Source organism: Pseudoclavibacter helvolus, from assembly GCF_014191305.1.
Classification (GTDB): Bacteria; Actinomycetota; Actinomycetes; order Actinomycetales; family Microbacteriaceae; genus Pseudoclavibacter; species Pseudoclavibacter helvolus.
In genome coordinates, this window is sequence record NZ_JACHWJ010000003.1 from 388,760 (window position 1) to 404,011 (window position 15,252).

Below are 15,252 nucleotides of genomic sequence, written 5' to 3' on the forward strand. Positions count from 1 at the left end.
GAACCTCGGAGATAGGCCATGGCCTCACAGCTCACTCAGCTCAAGTCGCAGATCGACGCGCTCTCGCAGGAGACCCGCAGGACCGGGGCGAGCCTGACAGGTTTCCAGAACACGTTCCGATCGCAGGTCACCGCGGTCGAGCAGGCGATCGGAGGCTCGACGCAGCGCAAAGACAAGGAGGTCGTCAACAGCCTGCAGGATGCGGCGCGCAAAGTGCAGGAAGCAACGGCGGCGCTGGAGCGTGCCGCGCAGATCAGCCGCGAGTACGCGGCGAGCCTATAGGTCGAGCATGTCGACCGAACATGCTCTGATGGCGCGCATCGCAGAGATTGACGATTCTCTGGCGGGGATGCGCAGGGCACAAGGCGCAGCAAACTCGTGCCTTGCGGACGGACGCTCGCTCGGCTCGGGCGCCCGCGGCGTCGCCGCATCCGCGCGCGCACTCGTGGCGGGCTCGGCGACGGGCGTTGACACCAGACTGGCGCGCTCGCTCGGTGCGACGGAGGCCAACGCGAGGGCCTTTGTTGCCGTCCTTGAGCGCGCGCTCGCTGACCTGCACGGCGCGGCGCGGCGCCTCGAAGCCGAGCAGGCGGATTGCCGTCGCGAGCTCGAACGGCTGCGGGAGTTGGAACGACAGCGCGCGATCGCAGCGCAGGCGATGAGGAAGTTCTGATGAGCGAACTCAAGCGCCTGAGCCTAGCCGTGCAGCTGCTCAGCGGATCCTGCGGGCGCCTCGCAAACGACCGAACCGGAGTAACTTCTGCGCTCTCGAGCGCGGCAACCGCCATCGACGCGACGCCAGAAGCGGCTTCGGCGCAGGCGGCACTTGTTGACGCGGTTCGTCTTTGGCAGACCATGTCGGCGGATGCGCTGGCGTCGTCGCAAGAGGCAGCGAGGTTCGCGGCCGGATTGGCGGGGTGACCTGGTGAACGACAACAACACGTGGAGGCTCCCGGAACCTGCTGGCGCAGCGATTGGCTTGCCCACCGCTGAGGAGATCGTGGTGAGCGTCGGTGAGTACCTGGGCACGCTCCCGTACTCGGCGCCCGAAGAGGCGTTCGAAACCGTTGCGACCTTCATGCGTGCAGGCTCGCTCATCCGGCTCGGGCCCGGAACCGCCGAGATCCTCGCCCACTGCCGTGTGGTGCGGACAGGGGCGGAGATCGTTGCGCTCCTCGAGAGCGAGCGCAGCGTCGCGACCCATGCCGACTGGATGCAGCTGGTGGAGGCTGGGTTGGTGCGATCGGGGTCGCCCGAAACCGTCGCCGATTGGCTCGACGACTGTGTGGTGCGCCCTTCGGGGCGCAGCAGGGGTCTCAAGGGTGAAGGGCTTGGCATCGAGCGCGGGGATGGCCAGGTGTTTGCTGTGAGCGGGGTCTACTACTGGTTCTGGCTGTACGCGCGGACCGGGCAGAGCATCCGCGAGGTGCGTCGATTTCTGACCCAGCAGGCCCACGTGGACGCGGCAAGTGACGCCGATGTCGCGGGCACGGTGCTGCACATGCTGCTGCACGGGCTCGGCCGGCTCGACCTGAGTGCGGACGCACCGGCGACGTGACCGGTGCGCAGGCGTCGGGATCCGTGTCCTCGGGCGGTGAAGGCCGGGCTGCACGCGACCTGATCAAGAAGCTTGCGGGAGTAGGCGCGCGCATCGACGGCTTCCTTGTCGTGCCCTTGGAAGCTTCGAAGTCCCTCAAGGAAACCCTCGGTGACGGCACGCCGGCATTTGGGCTTAGTGAGGCGCTCATCACGGCGGCGATCGCGGTGCCGAAGGGCGTCGTGGGGGCCTTGAACGCCGCCGAGGACACGATGAAGGTCGTCGACGCGTGGAACAGCGCGCCAGCAGGCACTTCCAGGGGTAGGGCGGCTCTGGCGGCCAGCTCATCGCTCCTGAACGACCTGAGCGCCGTGGCTTCAGGCGTCGCGTCCGTGACGCCCCTGTTCGCGCCGACAGTGACCGTTCCGCTGATGGTTGCGGCGACGACGATGACACTCGCGGGCGGACTCATCAAGGGGTTCACGGCAGCTCCGCCGCGCTCCGCAAGCACGGAAGGGCGTCAATCGGCGACGAGGTCGATTTCGAACGCGGGGGGCCCGGCTGCGGCTCCTCCATCGGGGCCGATCCGCAGCGTTCGAGATCTCGACAAGCGCCTCGGGGAACTCGTGGCCGCGCTCAAGGTCGGGCGCGCCCAGCTTGTGGAGCTCATGACCGGACGGATCAAGCCGCTTGGAGCGTCCGTCGACGCGTATCTGCAGGGCTCGTCACGCTCGTCGTATCGCCAGGCGACTCGGTCGGTTGAGGAGGCGACGGAGGCCGTCATTGCGAGCGCAAGGGCACTCGACCAAGCGCGTGTCGACGTGGAGAAGTATCGAAGCGCCCTCTGAGCTCATCTACCGTCGGAGCTCATCTAACGGGTGAGCTCATCGACGGTGCGCACAGTCTTGTCTCCTCAGCTAGCCGAGAGTCCGGATGACCTTCGCAGGGTTGCCAACCGCGACGACGTTCGCGGGGAGGTCCTTCGTGACGACGGCGCCCGCACCGACGACCGTGTTCTCGCCGATCGTGACGCCAGGGCAGACGATGACGCCGCCGCCGAGCCACACGTTGTCGCCGAGCGTGATCGGCTCGCCCGCCTCGTAGCCCGCGCGTCGCGGCTCGGGGTCGAGCGGATGCGTCGGCGTCAGCAGCTGCACGTTCGGCCCGATCTGGCAGTGCGCCCCGATCGTGATGGGCGTGACGTCGAGGGCCACGAGCCCGACGTTCACAAACGTGCCGTCGCCGATCGTGATGTTCGAGCCGTAATCAACGTAGAGCGGCGCCTTCACGGCGACGTCCTTGCCGAGGTCGCCGATGAGGTCGGCGAGGATCTCGGATGCACGCTCCCCGTCGACCGGGTACGTCGCGTTGAACTCAGCCTGCAGCCGGATCGCGCGCTGCGACCCCTCCGAAAGCTCGGCATCGTCCGCGTGATAGAGGTCACCCGCGAGCATCCGCTGCTTCATCGTGCGGCCATCGTCGAGGTTCAGCGTCATGGCACAAAACCCTAGCTTGCACCTCAGATGGCCGAGTCACGTTAACCTCGACACGTGACCTCGCTGTGGAACGCCGCCAGCCCCGACCTCGTGGTGCACGGCGACAACCTCGACGCCATGCGTCGCCTCCCCGACGGTGCCTTCCAGGTCATCTACCTCGACCCGCCCTTCAACACCGGCAAGCAACAGACGCGACAGTCGGTGAAGGTGAAGCGGCAGTCGCCCGTCGAAGAATCGGTCGAGGCCGCCGAGCTGGGTGAGGCGCTCGCGCACGACGTGCCGCCGGCGGACACTGACGCTCCAGCATCCACACCTCTCACCCGCACCGGCTTCCAGGGGCGCAGCTACGAACACACCCTGGGCGAGCTGTCGGCGTTCAACGACGAGTTCGCCGACTACTGGGGGTTCCTCGAGCCTCGGCTCGTGGAGGCGTGGCGCCTCCTCGACCAGACCGGCACCCTCTACCTGCACCTCGACTACCGGGAATCGCACTACGCGAAGGTCGTGCTCGACGCGCTCGTGGGGCGGGACAAGTTCCTCAACGAGATCATCTGGGCGTACGACTACGGGGCGCGCACCTCGAAGCGGTGGCCGGCGAAGCACGACACGATCCTCGTCTACGTGAAAGACCCGAAGCGGTACCACTTCGACGCCGCCGAGGTCGACCGGGAACCGTACATGGCGCCCGGCCTCGTGACCGAGGAGAAGCGCGAACGCGGGAAGCTGCCGACCGACGTCTGGTGGCACACCATCGTGTCGCCGACCGGCAAGGAGCGCACCGGCTACGCGACGCAGAAGCCGGCGGGCCTGCTGCGGCGCATGATCCGGGCCTCGAGCCGCGAGGGGGACTGGGTGGCCGACTTCTTCGGCGGCTCCGGCACGACGGCGGCCGTCGCGCGCGAGACCGGGCGCCGATTCGTGACCGTGGACGCGTCCGTGGATGCGCTGCGCACCATGCGGGGGCGCCTCGGCCCCGAGGGCGTCGAGTACCGCAAGCTCACGAAGGACGGCACGCGGCTGCTGTCGGCGGCACCAAAACGGGCCAGGCCGAGCCGCTGAGTCGCGGCGCTGCCTGGCCCGTTTCGGGAGACCCGTGAGGGCTCCGGGTTGGCTCGTGACGGCTTCGGGCTAGCGGGGCTGCCCGTAGTTCGTCGAAGAAGGGGCGTCGCTCTCATCAGGAGTGGAGTACGGGTCCGACTGGGCCGACTCCGTCTGCTGCGAAGGGGCCGAGGGCTGCGCCGAATACTGGTTCGGTGCGCTGTACTGGCCCGGAGCCTGGTACTGCCCAGGGGTCTGGTATTGGCCCGGAGTCTGGGGCTGTGCGGGTGCCTGGGGCTGCGCGGGCGCCTGGTAGGGAGCGGCGCTCGGCTGCTGTCCGTAGGGCTGGGCTGGCGGCTGCTGGTCGTGGGGCTGCTGGCCGTAGCCCTGCTGCTGGCCGTAGCCCTGCTGCTGGCCGTAGGCCTGAGCCGGTGCGACGTACTGTCCTGTCCCGTCGAAGCGAGCTCCCTGCTGCACGGACGGCAGGCACGCGAACACGATGAGGGCGATCGGTCCGAGGAACGGCACGAGGCCGAGGAACGCGAAGAAGCCGGAGAAGTTCGCGTCGTGGAGGCGGCGCACCGTGAGCGAGATCGATGGCAGGAGCAGCGCGAGGTTGACGAGCAGGCTGAGGAGGCCGAACAGGACGCCGCCGATCGCGAGGCCCCTGCTGTCGGACGCGTCGAAGCCCATCGAGATCGCGTTGAAGACGATCGTGACTCCTGCGAGGGCCAAGGCGACCCACCAGTACTCGCTGCGGCTCGCCCGCCCGCGGTAGACAAACGCCTTCTTTACGAAGCGCGTGATGGCCACGGGGAAGGGCGCCCCGTAGTACGGCTGGTCGAGTGCTGGCTGGCTAGCTGGAAGCTGTCCGTAGCTCATGTGTTCCTCTGTGCTCGATCGAATGGTGCAACGGCAAACCCTATTGCAGAGCAGGTGGGCGTGTAAGGGAGGAGACTTTCGAGGTGACGTCGGCGAGCGCCTCGGCGACCCCTTCGAGGTCCACCGAAGTGGTGGATGCTCCCCACGTGAACCGCAACGCAGTTCGCGCGTCGTCCTCCGCGATGCCGAGCGCGAGGAGCACGTGGGACGGCTCGTCGTGCCCGGCCGCGCACGCCGCTCCGGCAGACGCGAGCACGCCGCGCTGCTCGAGCTCGAGGAGCACCGTTTCGCCGTTCACACCTGGCAGCACAAACGAGGCATGCCGGGGCAGGCGAGCCGATGGGTGGCCCGTGAGGCGTGCATCCGGGATGCGCGCGAGCACGTCCGCGATGAAGGCGTCGCGGGCGCTCCCCGGCAGCGGCTGCTCCCGGGCCGGCTGCTCTTGTTGCGCCAGCCGTTCCGCCTCGGCGAGCCGCAGGGCCACTGCGCACGCCACCGCGAACGCGACGTTCTCCGTGCCGGAGCGGCGCCCTCGTTCTTGCCCGCCGCCGTGGATGAGCGGCTCGAGCGGGAGCCGCGCGCGCACCGCAAGAACCCCGACGCCCTTCGGCGCGCCGAGCTTGTGGCCAGACACGCTGAGCGCATCCACGCCGGTTGCCGCCATCGACAGGTCGAGCGAGCCGGCTGCCTGGATCGCGTCAGCGTGAAAGGGGACCCCGCGGGCGTGGGCGACGGCTGCGAGCGCCGGCGCATCCTGCACCGTGCCGACCTCGTTGTTCGCCGTCGACAGCGAGACGAGCGTCGTGTCGTCGCGGAGAGCCGCCGCGAGCGCTTCCTCCGTGACCAGGCCACGCGCATCCACCTCGACGAACGTCACCTCGAAGCCGTGGAGTCGCGCCAGGTAGTCGACGGATGCGAGCACCGACTCGTGCTCGATTCGGCTCGTCACGAGGTGCCGCCCGCGCGGGTTGCCGAGGGCGATGCCCTTGATCGCGAGGTTGTTCGCCTCGGTGCCTCCCGAGGTGAAGATCACCTCGGAGGCGCGGCAGCCGAGCGCCGCCGCCACGCTCTTGCGGGCATCGGCGAGCGCGGCCGCCGCCTGCTCGCCGAGGCCGTGCGTGCTCGACGGGTTGCCGAAGGATGCGGTCAGGTACGGCCAGGCCGCGGCGAGCGCCTCCTCCCTCACGGGCGAGGTCGCGGCGTTGTCGAGGTGGAGCATGTCAGGCGCCGGCCCCCGTGGCGGGCGCGGTCTCGAAGGCGGACTCGGTGGCGACCTCGAGCGTCATGTCGAGCCCAAGGTCGATGGCGCGCGCGCTGTGCGTGAGGGCGCCAACCGAGATGACGTCGACGCCAGTCTCGGCGATCGCCGCCACCGTGTCGAGGCTCACCCCGCCGCTCGCTTCCACCGTCGCGCGGCCCGCGATGAGCTCCACGCCTTCTCGCAGCTCGGCGATCGAGAAGTTGTCGAGCATGATCGTGTCGACGCCCGCCGCGAGCACCGGGGCGACCTGGTCGAGCCGGTCGACCTCCACCTCGAAGTGTGTCGTGTGGCCGAGCTTCGCGCGCGCGGCGAGCAGCGCCTCCGTGAGGCTCAGGCCGGACTGCTGCACGAGCACGGCCAGGTGGTTGTCCTTCGCCATGACGGCGTCGGAGAGCGAGAAGCGGTGGTTGCGGCCGCCACCGCTCGCCACGGCGTGCCGCTCGAAGGCGCGGAGGCCCGGCGTCGTCTTGCGGGTGTCGGTGATGCGGGCAGAGGTGTGCGCCACGGCGTCGACGTAGCTCCGCGTGAGGCTCGCGATGCCGCTCATGCGTTGCGCGAAGTTCAGCGCGACCCGCTCGGCCGTGAGCACCGACCTCGCCGGCCCGGTGACGGTCGCGAGGGTCTGCCCAGGAGCGAACACGTCGCCGTCGGCCGCGTGCCGCTCGACGTGGATGCGCGCATCGGTCAGCCGGAACGCGGCAGCGAACACCTCGATGCCGGAGAGCACGCCGGGCTCCCGCGCCACGAGGGTTGCGCACGCGGTCGCGTCGCCCGGGATGAGCGTCTCGACCGTGATGTCGCCCCAAGGGGCGTCCTCGAGCAGGGCGGCGCTCACGGCCGTCGCGATGTGGGCGGAAGTCAGCATCAGTGGGCCATTGCCTTCTGTGGGAGGTGGAGTCGGGCTGCGGACAGGTCGGTGTTGCTCGGCAGGTCGGTACGGCTGGGCTGATCGGTACGGCTGGGCCGATCGGTACGGAAGTGCGCGCCGACCGACTCTTCTCTGACCAAGGCTGCGGCGACCGTGAGCCGCGCGAGGAGCAGCAGGTTCGCGTCTTCGCGCTCGGCGACCGTCGCGACCGTCGCGACCGGCGCGACCGGCGCGACCGGCGTCGCCACCGGGCGGGAGCTAGACCACGTGTCGAGTGTTCGCATCGCTTCTTCAAGCGCCGGACCGCTGCGGTGCAGGCCCGCGTTCGCCCACATGAGCTGCTGCAGGGCCCATCTGGAGAAGGCCGGACCTTCGTCGCGCGACGTTGCCTGTCCAACTTGAGTGCGATTCCGGCCAGAAAACGGCCGAACAGGGTCTGCGGGGGCAGATCTGCACGGATGTTGGCCAGCGAGCGGGGAGCGTTCTAGCCTCGCGTCGGGGTCGAGCGCTTGCTCGAGCAGAGCCTCCGCGACGCGGCGCCCGAAGACGGCACCCTCGAGCAGCGAGTTCGAGGCGAGCCGGTTCGCGCCGTGCACGCCGGTGCGGGCCGTCTCGCCGGCCGCGTAGAGCCCAGGGATGCTCGTGCGACCGAACAGGTCGGTCACGACCCCGCCCATCAGGTAGTGCGCCGCCGGCGTGACGGGCACCGTCTCGCTCGACCAGTCGAGCCCGCTCTCGTCGATGCGGGCCGTGATGCTCGGGAAGCGGCGCTCCAGGAACTCGCGGCCCAGGTGTCGCGCGTCGAGGCGCACGGGGCGCCCGCCTTGCTTCGCCATCTCGTCGGCGATGGCGCGCGCCACGACGTCGCGCGGGGCGAGCTCGGCGTCGGCGTGCACGCCGACGAGGAACCGCTCGCCGGCCTCGTTGAGCAGCACGGCGCCCTCGCCGCGCACGGCCTCCGAGATGAGCGCGCCGCCAGACCCGGCAAGCACGGTCGGGTGGAACTGCACGAACTCCAGGTTGGCGATCGTCGCGCCGGCTCGCGCCGCGGCGGCGATGCCGTCGCCCGTCGACACCTCGGGGTTGCTCGTGTGCGCGAACAGCCGCCCGGCCCCACCCGTCGCCAGCAGCACCGCGTCGGCCGCGAAGAAGCTCGGCGAGGTCTCGCCGCGGCCGAGCAGCCACGCGCCGACAACCCGGGCGCCGTCGCGCCCACCGTCGTGCGCCACGTCCTGCGCGAGGTCCGCGAGGAATGTCTGCTCAAGCAGCCGCAGCTCTCCGCGCTCGGCCGCCCCGCGGACGGCTCCGCTCAGCGCCCGCTGGATCTCGCGGCCGGTCGAGTCTCCGAACGCGTGCAGGATGCGCGGATGCGAGTGCGCGGCTTCGAGCCCGCGCGCGAGTTGACCACTCGACGCACCATCGAAGCGCGTGCCGAGCGCGATTAGCTCGCGGATGCGCGCATCCGCCGAGCCGCACAGCACCTCGATCGCACGCCGATCGCCGAGCCCAGCGCCCGCGGTGAGGGTGTCGCGCACGTGTGCCGCGACGCTGTCACCAGCACCAGCACCAGCACCGGCATCGATCACGGCCGCGATACCGCCTTGTGCGTGGGCCGTTGCCGTGTCGTCGAGCGTCGACTTCGTGGCGACGGTCACCTCGTGCCCGTCGGCGGAGGCGGCGAGCGCCGCCGTCAGCCCCGCGATGCCGCTGCCGACCACAAGGACTCGCAGGCGCCCGCCTTCCCTGGGCAGGCCAACCGCCGCGGCCATGTCAGGACGCCATCGTGGTGTCTGGCCTGGCCGCGAGCATCCGCTCGACCGCGACCCTCGCGGGCTCGGCGACGTGGGCGGGGACGCTGATCTGGTTGCGCACCTCGCCTGCCACGAGCCCCTCGAGTACCCAGGCGATGTAGCTGGGGTGGATGCGGTACATGGTCGAGCAGGGGCACACGACGGGGTCGAGGCAGAAGATCGTGTGCTGCGGGTACTCGGCCGCGAGGCGCTGCACGAGGTTGATCTCGGTGCCGATCGCGAACACGGACCCGGCGGGGGCGGCCGCGATGGCCTTCGTGATGTAGTCCGTGGAGCCGTACTCGTCGGCCGCGTCGACGATGGCCATGGGGCATTCGGGGTGCACGATGACGCGCACCTCCGGGTACTCGGCGCGAGCCTTCTCGATCTGCGCGACGGTGAAGCGCTTGTGGACGGAGCAGAAGCCGTTCCAGAGGATCACCTTGGCGGCGTCGAGCGTCTCTGGCGTCTGTCCGCCGAGGGGGCGGCGCGAGTTCCAGAGGGGCATCTCCTCCGTTGGCACGCCCATGGCCTTCGCCGTGTTGCGGCCGAGGTGCTGATCGGGGAAGAACAGCACCCGCTGCCCGCGCTCGAAGGCCCACTTGAGCACCGTCTCCGCATTGGACGACGTGCAGACGATGCCCCCGTTGCGCCCGCAGAACGCCTTCAGGTCGGCGGAGGAGTTCATGTAGGTGACGGGGATGACGGGCACGCGGCCGTCGGCGTCCGGCTCCGTGCCGTAGAGCTCGGTGAGCTGCTCCCAGCATTCCTCGACCGAGTCACTGTCTGCCATATCGGCCATCGAGCACCCGGCCGCGAGGTTCGGGAGGATGACAACCTGGTCAGGCGAGGACACGATGTCGGCCGTCTCGGCCATGAAATGCACGCCGCAGAACACGATGGCCTCGGCCTCCGGCTTGGCCTTCGCCGCGTTCGCGAGCTGGAAGGAGTCGCCGATGAAGTCGGCGTACTGCACCACCTCGTTGCGCTGGTAGAAGTGGCCGAGGGTCACGACCCGGTCGCCGAGCGTCGCCTTCGCGGCGAGGATGCGCGCGTGGATCTCCTCGTCACTCGCCGTCCGGTACTCCTCCGGCAGCAGCTCCTGCCGGGGCGCCGCTGTTGGCAGCCGGTCGGCCATTGACGCCCCAGGCCCGTAGGACGGAGCTTGCAGGTCGAACACCCACGGCGACTTCACGAGTTCCGGAGAGCAGCTCTCGCCGGCCTGCTTCCCGGTCTGGATGCGCGTGATGGTCGTGTGCACTGAAGCGGTTGTTGTCATGGCTCTGGTCTTTCTGGGGGAGGTAGCGGTAGAGCTTCGGGGGTCGGTGCCTCGTACCCGCGAGGGTCTCGCCGGTCTCGGCGAGGGACTGCGAGGCGAGCATGTCGCGGCGGAAGTTGGCGGCGTCGAGCGGTCTGTCGAGCACGGCCTCGTAGACCTCGCGCAGCTGGGCGAGGGTGAAGGACTCGCCCAGGAAGCTGTGCGCGATCGAGCTGTACTCGACCTTGTTGCGGAGACGCCAGAGCGCGTAGTCGATGATGCGGCGGTGGTCGAAGGCGAGGGGCGGGAGGCTGTCGACGGGGTGCCACCGCACGTTGTCGCCGAGGCGGGCCGAGCTTGCCTCCTCGTTCCCGACCAGCGCCCAGTAAACGACGGACACGACGCGCGGGTCGCTGCCGAAGACGCGGTCGGCGTCGCCGAAGGCGTAGAGCTGCTCGAGGTACTTGGGGGCGAGGCGCATGGTCTCGAAGAGAGTGCGGGAGGCGGCGGCGGCGAGGTCTTCGTCGCCGAGCGGCCCGCCAGGCAGGGCGAGCAGATCGATGAACGGCTGCCGCTGTCGCCGCACGAGGGGCACCCAGATCGTCGGTGCGGGGGCGCGGTGCGACGAGGGGGGCGACGGGCGCAGCGCGAAGATCACCGTGGAGACGGCGAGGGTCGCGTTGGTGCCTGGCATGCTTTGCTCCTCCTGTCACTTATGGTCAGTTCGACTCTAAGTGCAGTGTACGCCACGCCCGCCTAGGCTGTGGCGGTGAGTGAACAGCAGCAGTTCGGCAGTGAAGACGACGCCCCGCACGGGGTTGGCCCCTGGCCGGGTGGTCGCGAGGAGTGGCCCGAGGGTCCGTGGTTCGACGCGGAGCTGCTTGAGCACGGCGATCGCCGCAACGTCATCGACCGCTACCGCTACTGGTCGATGGATGCGATCGTCGCCGACCTCGACACGAAGCGCCACGCGTTTCACGTCGCCATCGAGAACTGGCAGCACGACATGAACATCGGCTCGATCGTGCGCAGTGCCAACGCGTTCGCGGCCGACACGGTGCACATCGTCGGCAAGCGCCGCTGGAACAAGCGCGGCGCCATGGTCACCGACCGCTACCAGCACGTCGTGCACCACGAGAGCGTCGCGGCGTTCATCCAGTGGGCGAGGGGCGAGGAGATGCCGGTGCTCGCCATCGACAATGTGCCGGGCTGCGTGCCCATGGAGACCTACGAGCTCCCGGAGCGGTGCGTGCTGCTGTTCGGGCAGGAGGGGCCCGGTGTCTCGGAGGAGGCGATCGAGGTCTCGGATGCGGTGCTCGAGATCTCGCAGTTCGGCTCGACCCGCTCGATCAACGCGTCAGCGGCGGCCGCCGTCGCCATGCACACCTGGGTGCTCCAGCACGTCGACTTCGCCTAGGTGCTTCACCTAACTCCTTCGCCTAGCTCTGTGTGTCCGGGGTGTCCGTCTGGCTTGCGAGGGCTGCCGCTCCGGCGAGGATGAGGTCGAGGCCGGCGGTGAAGCGTTCGGTGGGGTCCTGAAGGATGTACGGGCTGATGCTCCGCGGTTGAAGTGCGCCGACTGTTGCAGCGTGGGCCTGCTGCTGCTCGTGGAAGGCCTGCCCGATCGTGTAGTGGACGATCGCTTCCGCACAAGTCCGACTCTGAGGTGTGCCCAGACCAAAGTCGCTATGGGCGGCACCGGAGATCATCGTTGCGAGGTCGACGGTAAGGAGGTCGAGGGCGAAGGAGCTCGAGACGAGTTCGGCACCGTCCCGGCGCGAGAGCAGCGCCCCGCGCAATTGAATTGCGAGGGTGCGGGTCTGTTGCGTGCCCTGTTGTGTCCCTTGGTCCGGGAAAAGCCAGGTCTCAGCGGTGAGTGGCTGCAGGATGCGATCGCTCACGCCAGCGAGCAGCGACTGCTTGTTCGAGAAATGCCAGTAGAGGGCGCTCGGCTGCACCTCCAGATAGTCGCTGATACGTCGCATCGAGAGGTTCGGGAGGCCGTGTTCGTCGAGGACTTCGAGTGCGGTCGTCACGATTTCGCTGCGGCTGAGCTTGTCGAGGCTGTTCGCGGCTGCGCGTGGGGCGTCACGCGGAGCTCCTCCGGTTGGACCACGGGGTGTCATGACGCTAATCTACTGAACACTGTTCACTGAACACCGTTCAGGAGTTTCCGGAGAAAGGTCATCACCCCCATGAGCACCGAATCGATCGGCGCCTCCGGGCGTCCCGCCAGCGGCCCGGCGCCGCGTGTCCTCGCCGACCTCGTTGCTGGAGTCGGGTCCGCATCCGGGGCTTTCTCCGGTGCTGTGCTCCGCAATGTCGCGCTCGTGCTCGGCGGCACCCTCTTCCTCATCGCGGCGGGCTTCATCGTCATCCCTCTGCCGTTCACGCCCGTGCCCGTCTCGCTCGCGACCTTCGCCGTGCTGCTGACGGGTGCGTCCCTCGGGCCCGCCCGCGCGGCGGCGAGCGCCGGCCTGTACCTCGCGCTCGGTGCTCTCGGAGCGCCGATCTTCGCCGACGGCGCCTCCGGCGTCCTCTTCCCGTCCTTCGGCTACATCGTCGGCTACGTGCTCGCCGCGGTCGCCGTCGGGGCGCTCGCCCGTCGCCGGGCTGACCGTCACGTCGCATCCACGGTCGGCGCCTCCGTGCTGGGTACGCTCCTCGTGTACGCGGCCGGCGTGCCGTGGCTTGCGGTCTCGCTCGGCGTCGACTTCGGCACCGCGCTCGCACTTGGCGTCGTCCCGTTCCTCATCGGCGATGCCATCAAGATCGCGGCCGTGAGCGCGCTGCTGCCGTCGGCCTGGAAGCTCCTCAGGCGCTGATCGCGACCTGATTTCCTGCGATGCCAAACTCGCGGCGCGACCCCGATCCCCCGATCCAGTCGCGCCGCGAGTTGCATGCACAGCGTCGAGGCCCCGTGGGGCCGAGCGTGCGTGCAGCCACTTGGCGTCAGCGACGTTAGTCTCCGGCGCATGTGAGGCGGCCCAGATTCGCCAGAACGTGATCAACTCTGTCGAGAAACCACAGGTTTCCCAGCTGGTCACCGGTCCAGTTTGGTGCCCTTCGCGTGGTCGCGGATGAGGGCGGCCGCGATGCGGCGAGCGGAGGCCGTCGTGTGTCTCGAGTCCCGAAGGCGCATGGCTAGGTCGCCGGAGACGATCAGTAGGAGTGCTTCTGCCAGCTCGCCGCCCTCCGGCGACGGGGTCGCGTCGCCCGCGATGCTGGCTGTGAGTCGCCCGCGCAGTGATTCGGTGTCGGTGTCGATGGCGTCCCGAACCTCGGTCGGAGCGTCTGCGTACTCGGCCGCAGCGCCCAGAAAGGCGCACCACTGGGCCCGCACTCGATGCCCGCGGAATGTGTCGAGTGCATCAAAGACGGCGAGGATGCGCCCCTCCCGAGTCTCCTGGCGGGCGATCGCTGCATCCCAGGTCTCGAGCCACTCGTCCTGGCGGCGGGCGAGGGTTGCCGCGAGCAGCGCCTCCTTGCTCGCGTAGCCGCGGTACATCGTCGCTGCCGAGACGCCGGCACGCTCGATTACGGCGTCGACTGGGGTCGCATGGATGCCATGGCTGAAGAACAGCTCCTCGGCGGCGTCGAGGAGCTTCGTCGCGCTCGTCGTGCGGATGCTACTGGTACCGAGCAATATTCGTGGAGCATTACTCGCGCTCTTGAGGACCGATTCCTTGGATTCTGCACCAGCTGCCCGTCGCACCAGGTGCCCGTCTAGGCGCAGCAGCCAGACGCTGGCGCTGTTACTTCCTGCCCGCCAGCGCTGACTGGCGTTGGTGCTTCACAGCTCGCGCCGTCGCTCTCCTCGTGTGTGCTGGTGGAGCACACGCCGGTTTCCGGGAGCACGAGCGTGACGAGGCGCGCTTGCTCGTGGTGTCCGGCGAGCTCGTCCGCGATGGACCGCACTTGCTCGTACCCGGTGAGGAGCAGGAAGGTGGGGGCGCGGCCGTAGCTCTTCATGCCGGCGATGTAGAAGCCGGGTTCTGGGTGGGTGAGCTCGTCCACGCCGTGCGGGTAGACCGTGCCACAGGAGTGCGCGTTCGGATCGATCAGCGGCGCGAGTGCTCGGGGCGCTTCCACGACGGTGTCGAGGTCGAGTCGGAGTTCGCGCAGCAGGTCAAGATTGGGGCGGAACCCGGTCGCGTTCACGATCACGGCGACGTCGACGGAGGCGGCGACTCCCGCGCGGAGTCCGGTGACGCGGACGCCGCCATCCTCCGCGGGGGCGAGAGCGTCGATCTCGAACTGGTCGAGGAGCTGCACCTGCCCTGAGGTCACGAGCGCCCGGATGGCCCCGCCGAGCTCACCTCGCGCTGCGAGCTCGTCGTTGGCGGACCCGTACACGCGGGTGGGCTGCGTGCCTCGAATGGCCCAGAAGATCTGCGTGGCAGGTTCCCGCTTCGCAAGGGAGGCGAGCTTCAGCAGGGTGTTCGCGGCGGAGTGGCCGGCACCGACGACGAGGACGCGTTTCCCCGCGAATTGAGCACGGTCCTTGCCGAGCACGTCGGGCAGGGCGTGACTGAGGTGCTCGCGCACCTGGTCTGCGCCGATGGGCTCGAGGCCGCTGGAGCCGATGGCGTTGCTCGTCTCGTACGTGCCGGACGCGTCGATCACTGCACGCGCGAGCGTTTCCGTGACCCCAGCTGCTGATTCGGTGCGGAGCACGAAGGGGGCGCGTTCGCGTCCGAGCGTGCGAGTGCGGTCCAGGCCACGGCGCGTGACCGCGAGCACCCGGTGCCCGTAGCGGATGCGGTCCGCAAGAGCTGGCACCGCGGCGAGCGGCAAGAGATAGTCGTCGACGAGCTGCTGCCCGGTGGGGAGAGTCTTGGCAGGCGGCGCTTCCCAATCGGCCTCATCCAGGAGACGCGCAGCAGCTTCGTCGACGAGGTACTCCCACGGCGAGAACAAGCGCGTGTGCCCCCACGCCGCGACAGAGGCTCCAGCCTGGTCTCCCGCTTCGAACACGACCACCTCCTGCCCTCGCTCCAGCAGCTGCGCGGCGGCGGCGAGGCCAACTGGCCCCGCGCCGATGATCGCGACCGGCAACGCGTCGAGCGCGGTGGTCGCCGCGGGGGTGAGGGCAGGGGAGGCGGTCATGGGTGACTCCTTG

17 protein-coding genes and 1 pseudogene are annotated in these 15,252 nt (G+C 69.3%); 8 read left to right on the forward strand and 10 right to left on the reverse strand.

Annotated features, from left to right (window positions below; all coding sequences use genetic code 11):
- Positions 1–18 precede the first annotated feature (18 nt).
- Genes FHX72_RS11520 through FHX72_RS11540 form a run of 5 tightly spaced genes read left to right on the forward strand, consistent with a single transcriptional unit; the run spans position 19 to position 2,385 of the window.
- Positions 19–282 (forward strand): hypothetical protein, encoded by a 264-nt coding sequence (locus FHX72_RS11520; RefSeq protein ID WP_068478104.1) that lies wholly within the window; start codon positions 19–21, stop codon positions 280–282.
- Between the two features lie 7 nt (positions 283–289).
- On the forward strand, positions 290–673 hold the full coding sequence (locus FHX72_RS11525) for a hypothetical protein (RefSeq protein ID WP_183625203.1): 384 nt from the start codon (positions 290–292) through the stop codon (positions 671–673).
- On the forward strand, positions 673–921 hold the full coding sequence (locus FHX72_RS11530) for a hypothetical protein (RefSeq protein ID WP_183625205.1): 249 nt from the start codon (positions 673–675) through the stop codon (positions 919–921). The genes FHX72_RS11525 and FHX72_RS11530 overlap by 1 nt, the downstream gene beginning before the upstream one ends.
- 4 nt (positions 922–925) lie before the next feature.
- A complete protein-coding gene (locus FHX72_RS11535) occupies positions 926–1,558 on the forward strand; it encodes a hypothetical protein (protein ID WP_183625207.1) in 633 nt (210 codons plus the stop codon).
- A complete protein-coding gene (locus FHX72_RS11540) occupies positions 1,555–2,385 on the forward strand; it encodes a hypothetical protein (RefSeq protein ID WP_183625209.1) in 831 nt (276 codons plus the stop codon). The genes FHX72_RS11535 and FHX72_RS11540 overlap by 4 nt, the downstream gene beginning before the upstream one ends.
- A 69-nt stretch (positions 2,386–2,454) precedes the next feature.
- On the opposite strand, the gene FHX72_RS11545 is transcribed toward FHX72_RS11540, so the two are convergent.
- Positions 2,455–3,033: a sugar O-acetyltransferase gene (locus FHX72_RS11545; RefSeq protein WP_183625211.1), complete on the reverse strand. Its 579-nt coding sequence runs from the start codon at positions 3,031–3,033 to the stop codon at positions 2,455–2,457.
- A 54-nt stretch (positions 3,034–3,087) separates the two neighbouring features.
- Here FHX72_RS11545 and FHX72_RS11550 point away from each other — a divergent pair, with 54 nt between their 5' ends.
- Positions 3,088–4,092, forward strand: coding sequence for a DNA-methyltransferase (locus tag FHX72_RS11550; RefSeq protein ID WP_420892900.1), 1,005 nt, complete (start codon positions 3,088–3,090; stop codon positions 4,090–4,092).
- A 69-nt stretch (positions 4,093–4,161) separates the two neighbouring features.
- Here FHX72_RS11550 and FHX72_RS19030 read toward each other — a convergent pair whose 3' ends face one another.
- The 6 genes and pseudogenes from FHX72_RS19030 to FHX72_RS11580 all read right to left on the reverse strand — a co-directional run.
- Complete coding sequence (locus FHX72_RS19030; protein ID WP_183625213.1) at positions 4,162–4,953, reverse strand: DUF805 domain-containing protein; 792 nt, start codon at positions 4,951–4,953, stop codon at positions 4,162–4,164.
- A 40-nt stretch (positions 4,954–4,993) separates the two neighbouring features.
- Positions 4,994–6,172: a cysteine desulfurase family protein gene (locus FHX72_RS11560; protein WP_183625215.1), complete on the reverse strand. Its 1,179-nt coding sequence runs from the start codon at positions 6,170–6,172 to the stop codon at positions 4,994–4,996.
- Position 6,173: 1 nt separating this feature from the next.
- Positions 6,174–7,079 carry a carboxylating nicotinate-nucleotide diphosphorylase gene (nadC, locus tag FHX72_RS11565; RefSeq protein ID WP_183625217.1) on the reverse strand — a complete coding sequence of 302 codons (906 nt, stop codon included), beginning with the start codon at positions 7,077–7,079 and terminating at the stop codon, positions 6,174–6,176.
- Positions 7,079–8,851, reverse strand: coding sequence for an L-aspartate oxidase (gene nadB / locus FHX72_RS11570; RefSeq protein ID WP_183625219.1), 1,773 nt, complete (start codon positions 8,849–8,851; stop codon positions 7,079–7,081). Before nadB ends, nadC begins: the two co-directional genes overlap by 1 nt.
- A 1-nt stretch (position 8,852) precedes the next feature.
- Entirely contained in the window at positions 8,853–10,151 is a 1,299-nt protein-coding gene (gene nadA / locus FHX72_RS11575; protein ID WP_183625221.1) for a quinolinate synthase NadA, read from the reverse strand.
- 7 nt (positions 10,152–10,158) lie between these two features.
- A pseudogene (locus FHX72_RS11580) lies at positions 10,159–10,824 on the reverse strand (NUDIX hydrolase); the annotation flags it as partial.
- 75 nt (positions 10,825–10,899) lie between these two features.
- On the opposite strand from FHX72_RS11580, the gene FHX72_RS11585 reads away from it, so the two are divergent.
- Positions 10,900–11,547, forward strand: a complete 648-nt coding sequence (locus tag FHX72_RS11585; RefSeq protein ID WP_183625223.1) for a TrmH family RNA methyltransferase — start codon at positions 10,900–10,902, stop codon at positions 11,545–11,547.
- 22 nt (positions 11,548–11,569) lie between these two features.
- On the opposite strand, the gene FHX72_RS11590 is transcribed toward FHX72_RS11585, so the two are convergent.
- Positions 11,570–12,256, reverse strand: coding sequence for a TetR family transcriptional regulator (locus FHX72_RS11590; protein WP_183625225.1), 687 nt, complete (start codon positions 12,254–12,256; stop codon positions 11,570–11,572).
- Between the two features lie 69 nt (positions 12,257–12,325).
- Here FHX72_RS11590 and FHX72_RS11595 point away from each other — a divergent pair, with 69 nt between their 5' ends.
- Positions 12,326–12,955 carry a biotin transporter BioY gene (locus FHX72_RS11595; protein ID WP_183625227.1) on the forward strand — a complete coding sequence of 210 codons (630 nt, stop codon included), beginning with the start codon at positions 12,326–12,328 and terminating at the stop codon, positions 12,953–12,955.
- A gap of 218 nt (positions 12,956–13,173) precedes the next feature.
- On the opposite strand, the gene FHX72_RS11600 is transcribed toward FHX72_RS11595, so the two are convergent.
- Together FHX72_RS11600 and FHX72_RS11605 are read right to left on the reverse strand one after the other, a co-directional pair.
- Entirely contained in the window at positions 13,174–13,776 is a 603-nt protein-coding gene (locus FHX72_RS11600) for a TetR/AcrR family transcriptional regulator (RefSeq protein ID WP_221186903.1), read from the reverse strand.
- An 80-nt stretch (positions 13,777–13,856) separates the two neighbouring features.
- Positions 13,857–15,239 (reverse strand): FAD-dependent oxidoreductase, encoded by a 1,383-nt coding sequence (locus tag FHX72_RS11605; RefSeq protein WP_183625229.1) that lies wholly within the window; start codon positions 15,237–15,239, stop codon positions 13,857–13,859.
- Between the last annotated feature and the right edge of the window lie 13 nt (positions 15,240–15,252).

Coding starts and splice junctions, on each gene's coding strand:
- FHX72_RS19030 (WP_183625213.1), bottom strand. CDS start 4,953: ATGAGCTACGGACAGCTTCCAGCTAGCCAGCCAGCACTCGACCAGCCG.
- nadB (WP_183625219.1), bottom strand. CDS start 8,851: ATGGCCGCGGCGGTTGGCCTGCCCAGGGAAGGCGGGCGCCTGCGAGTC.
- FHX72_RS11605 (WP_183625229.1), bottom strand. CDS start 15,239: ATGACCGCCTCCCCTGCCCTCACCCCCGCGGCGACCACCGCGCTCGAC.
- FHX72_RS11520 (WP_068478104.1), top strand. CDS start 19: ATGGCCTCACAGCTCACTCAGCTCAAGTCGCAGATCGACGCGCTCTCG.
- FHX72_RS11530 (WP_183625205.1), top strand. CDS start 673: ATGAGCGAACTCAAGCGCCTGAGCCTAGCCGTGCAGCTGCTCAGCGGA.
- FHX72_RS11560 (WP_183625215.1), bottom strand. CDS start 6,172: ATGCTCCACCTCGACAACGCCGCGACCTCGCCCGTGAGGGAGGAGGCG.
- FHX72_RS11590 (WP_183625225.1), bottom strand. CDS start 12,256: ATGACACCCCGTGGTCCAACCGGAGGAGCTCCGCGTGACGCCCCACGC.
- nadA (WP_183625221.1), bottom strand. CDS start 10,151: ATGACAACAACCGCTTCAGTGCACACGACCATCACGCGCATCCAGACC.
- FHX72_RS11545 (WP_183625211.1), bottom strand. CDS start 3,033: ATGACGCTGAACCTCGACGATGGCCGCACGATGAAGCAGCGGATGCTC.
- nadC (WP_183625217.1), bottom strand. CDS start 7,079: ATGCTGACTTCCGCCCACATCGCGACGGCCGTGAGCGCCGCCCTGCTC.
- FHX72_RS11525 (WP_183625203.1), top strand. CDS start 290: ATGTCGACCGAACATGCTCTGATGGCGCGCATCGCAGAGATTGACGAT.
- FHX72_RS11595 (WP_183625227.1), top strand. CDS start 12,326: ATGAGCACCGAATCGATCGGCGCCTCCGGGCGTCCCGCCAGCGGCCCG.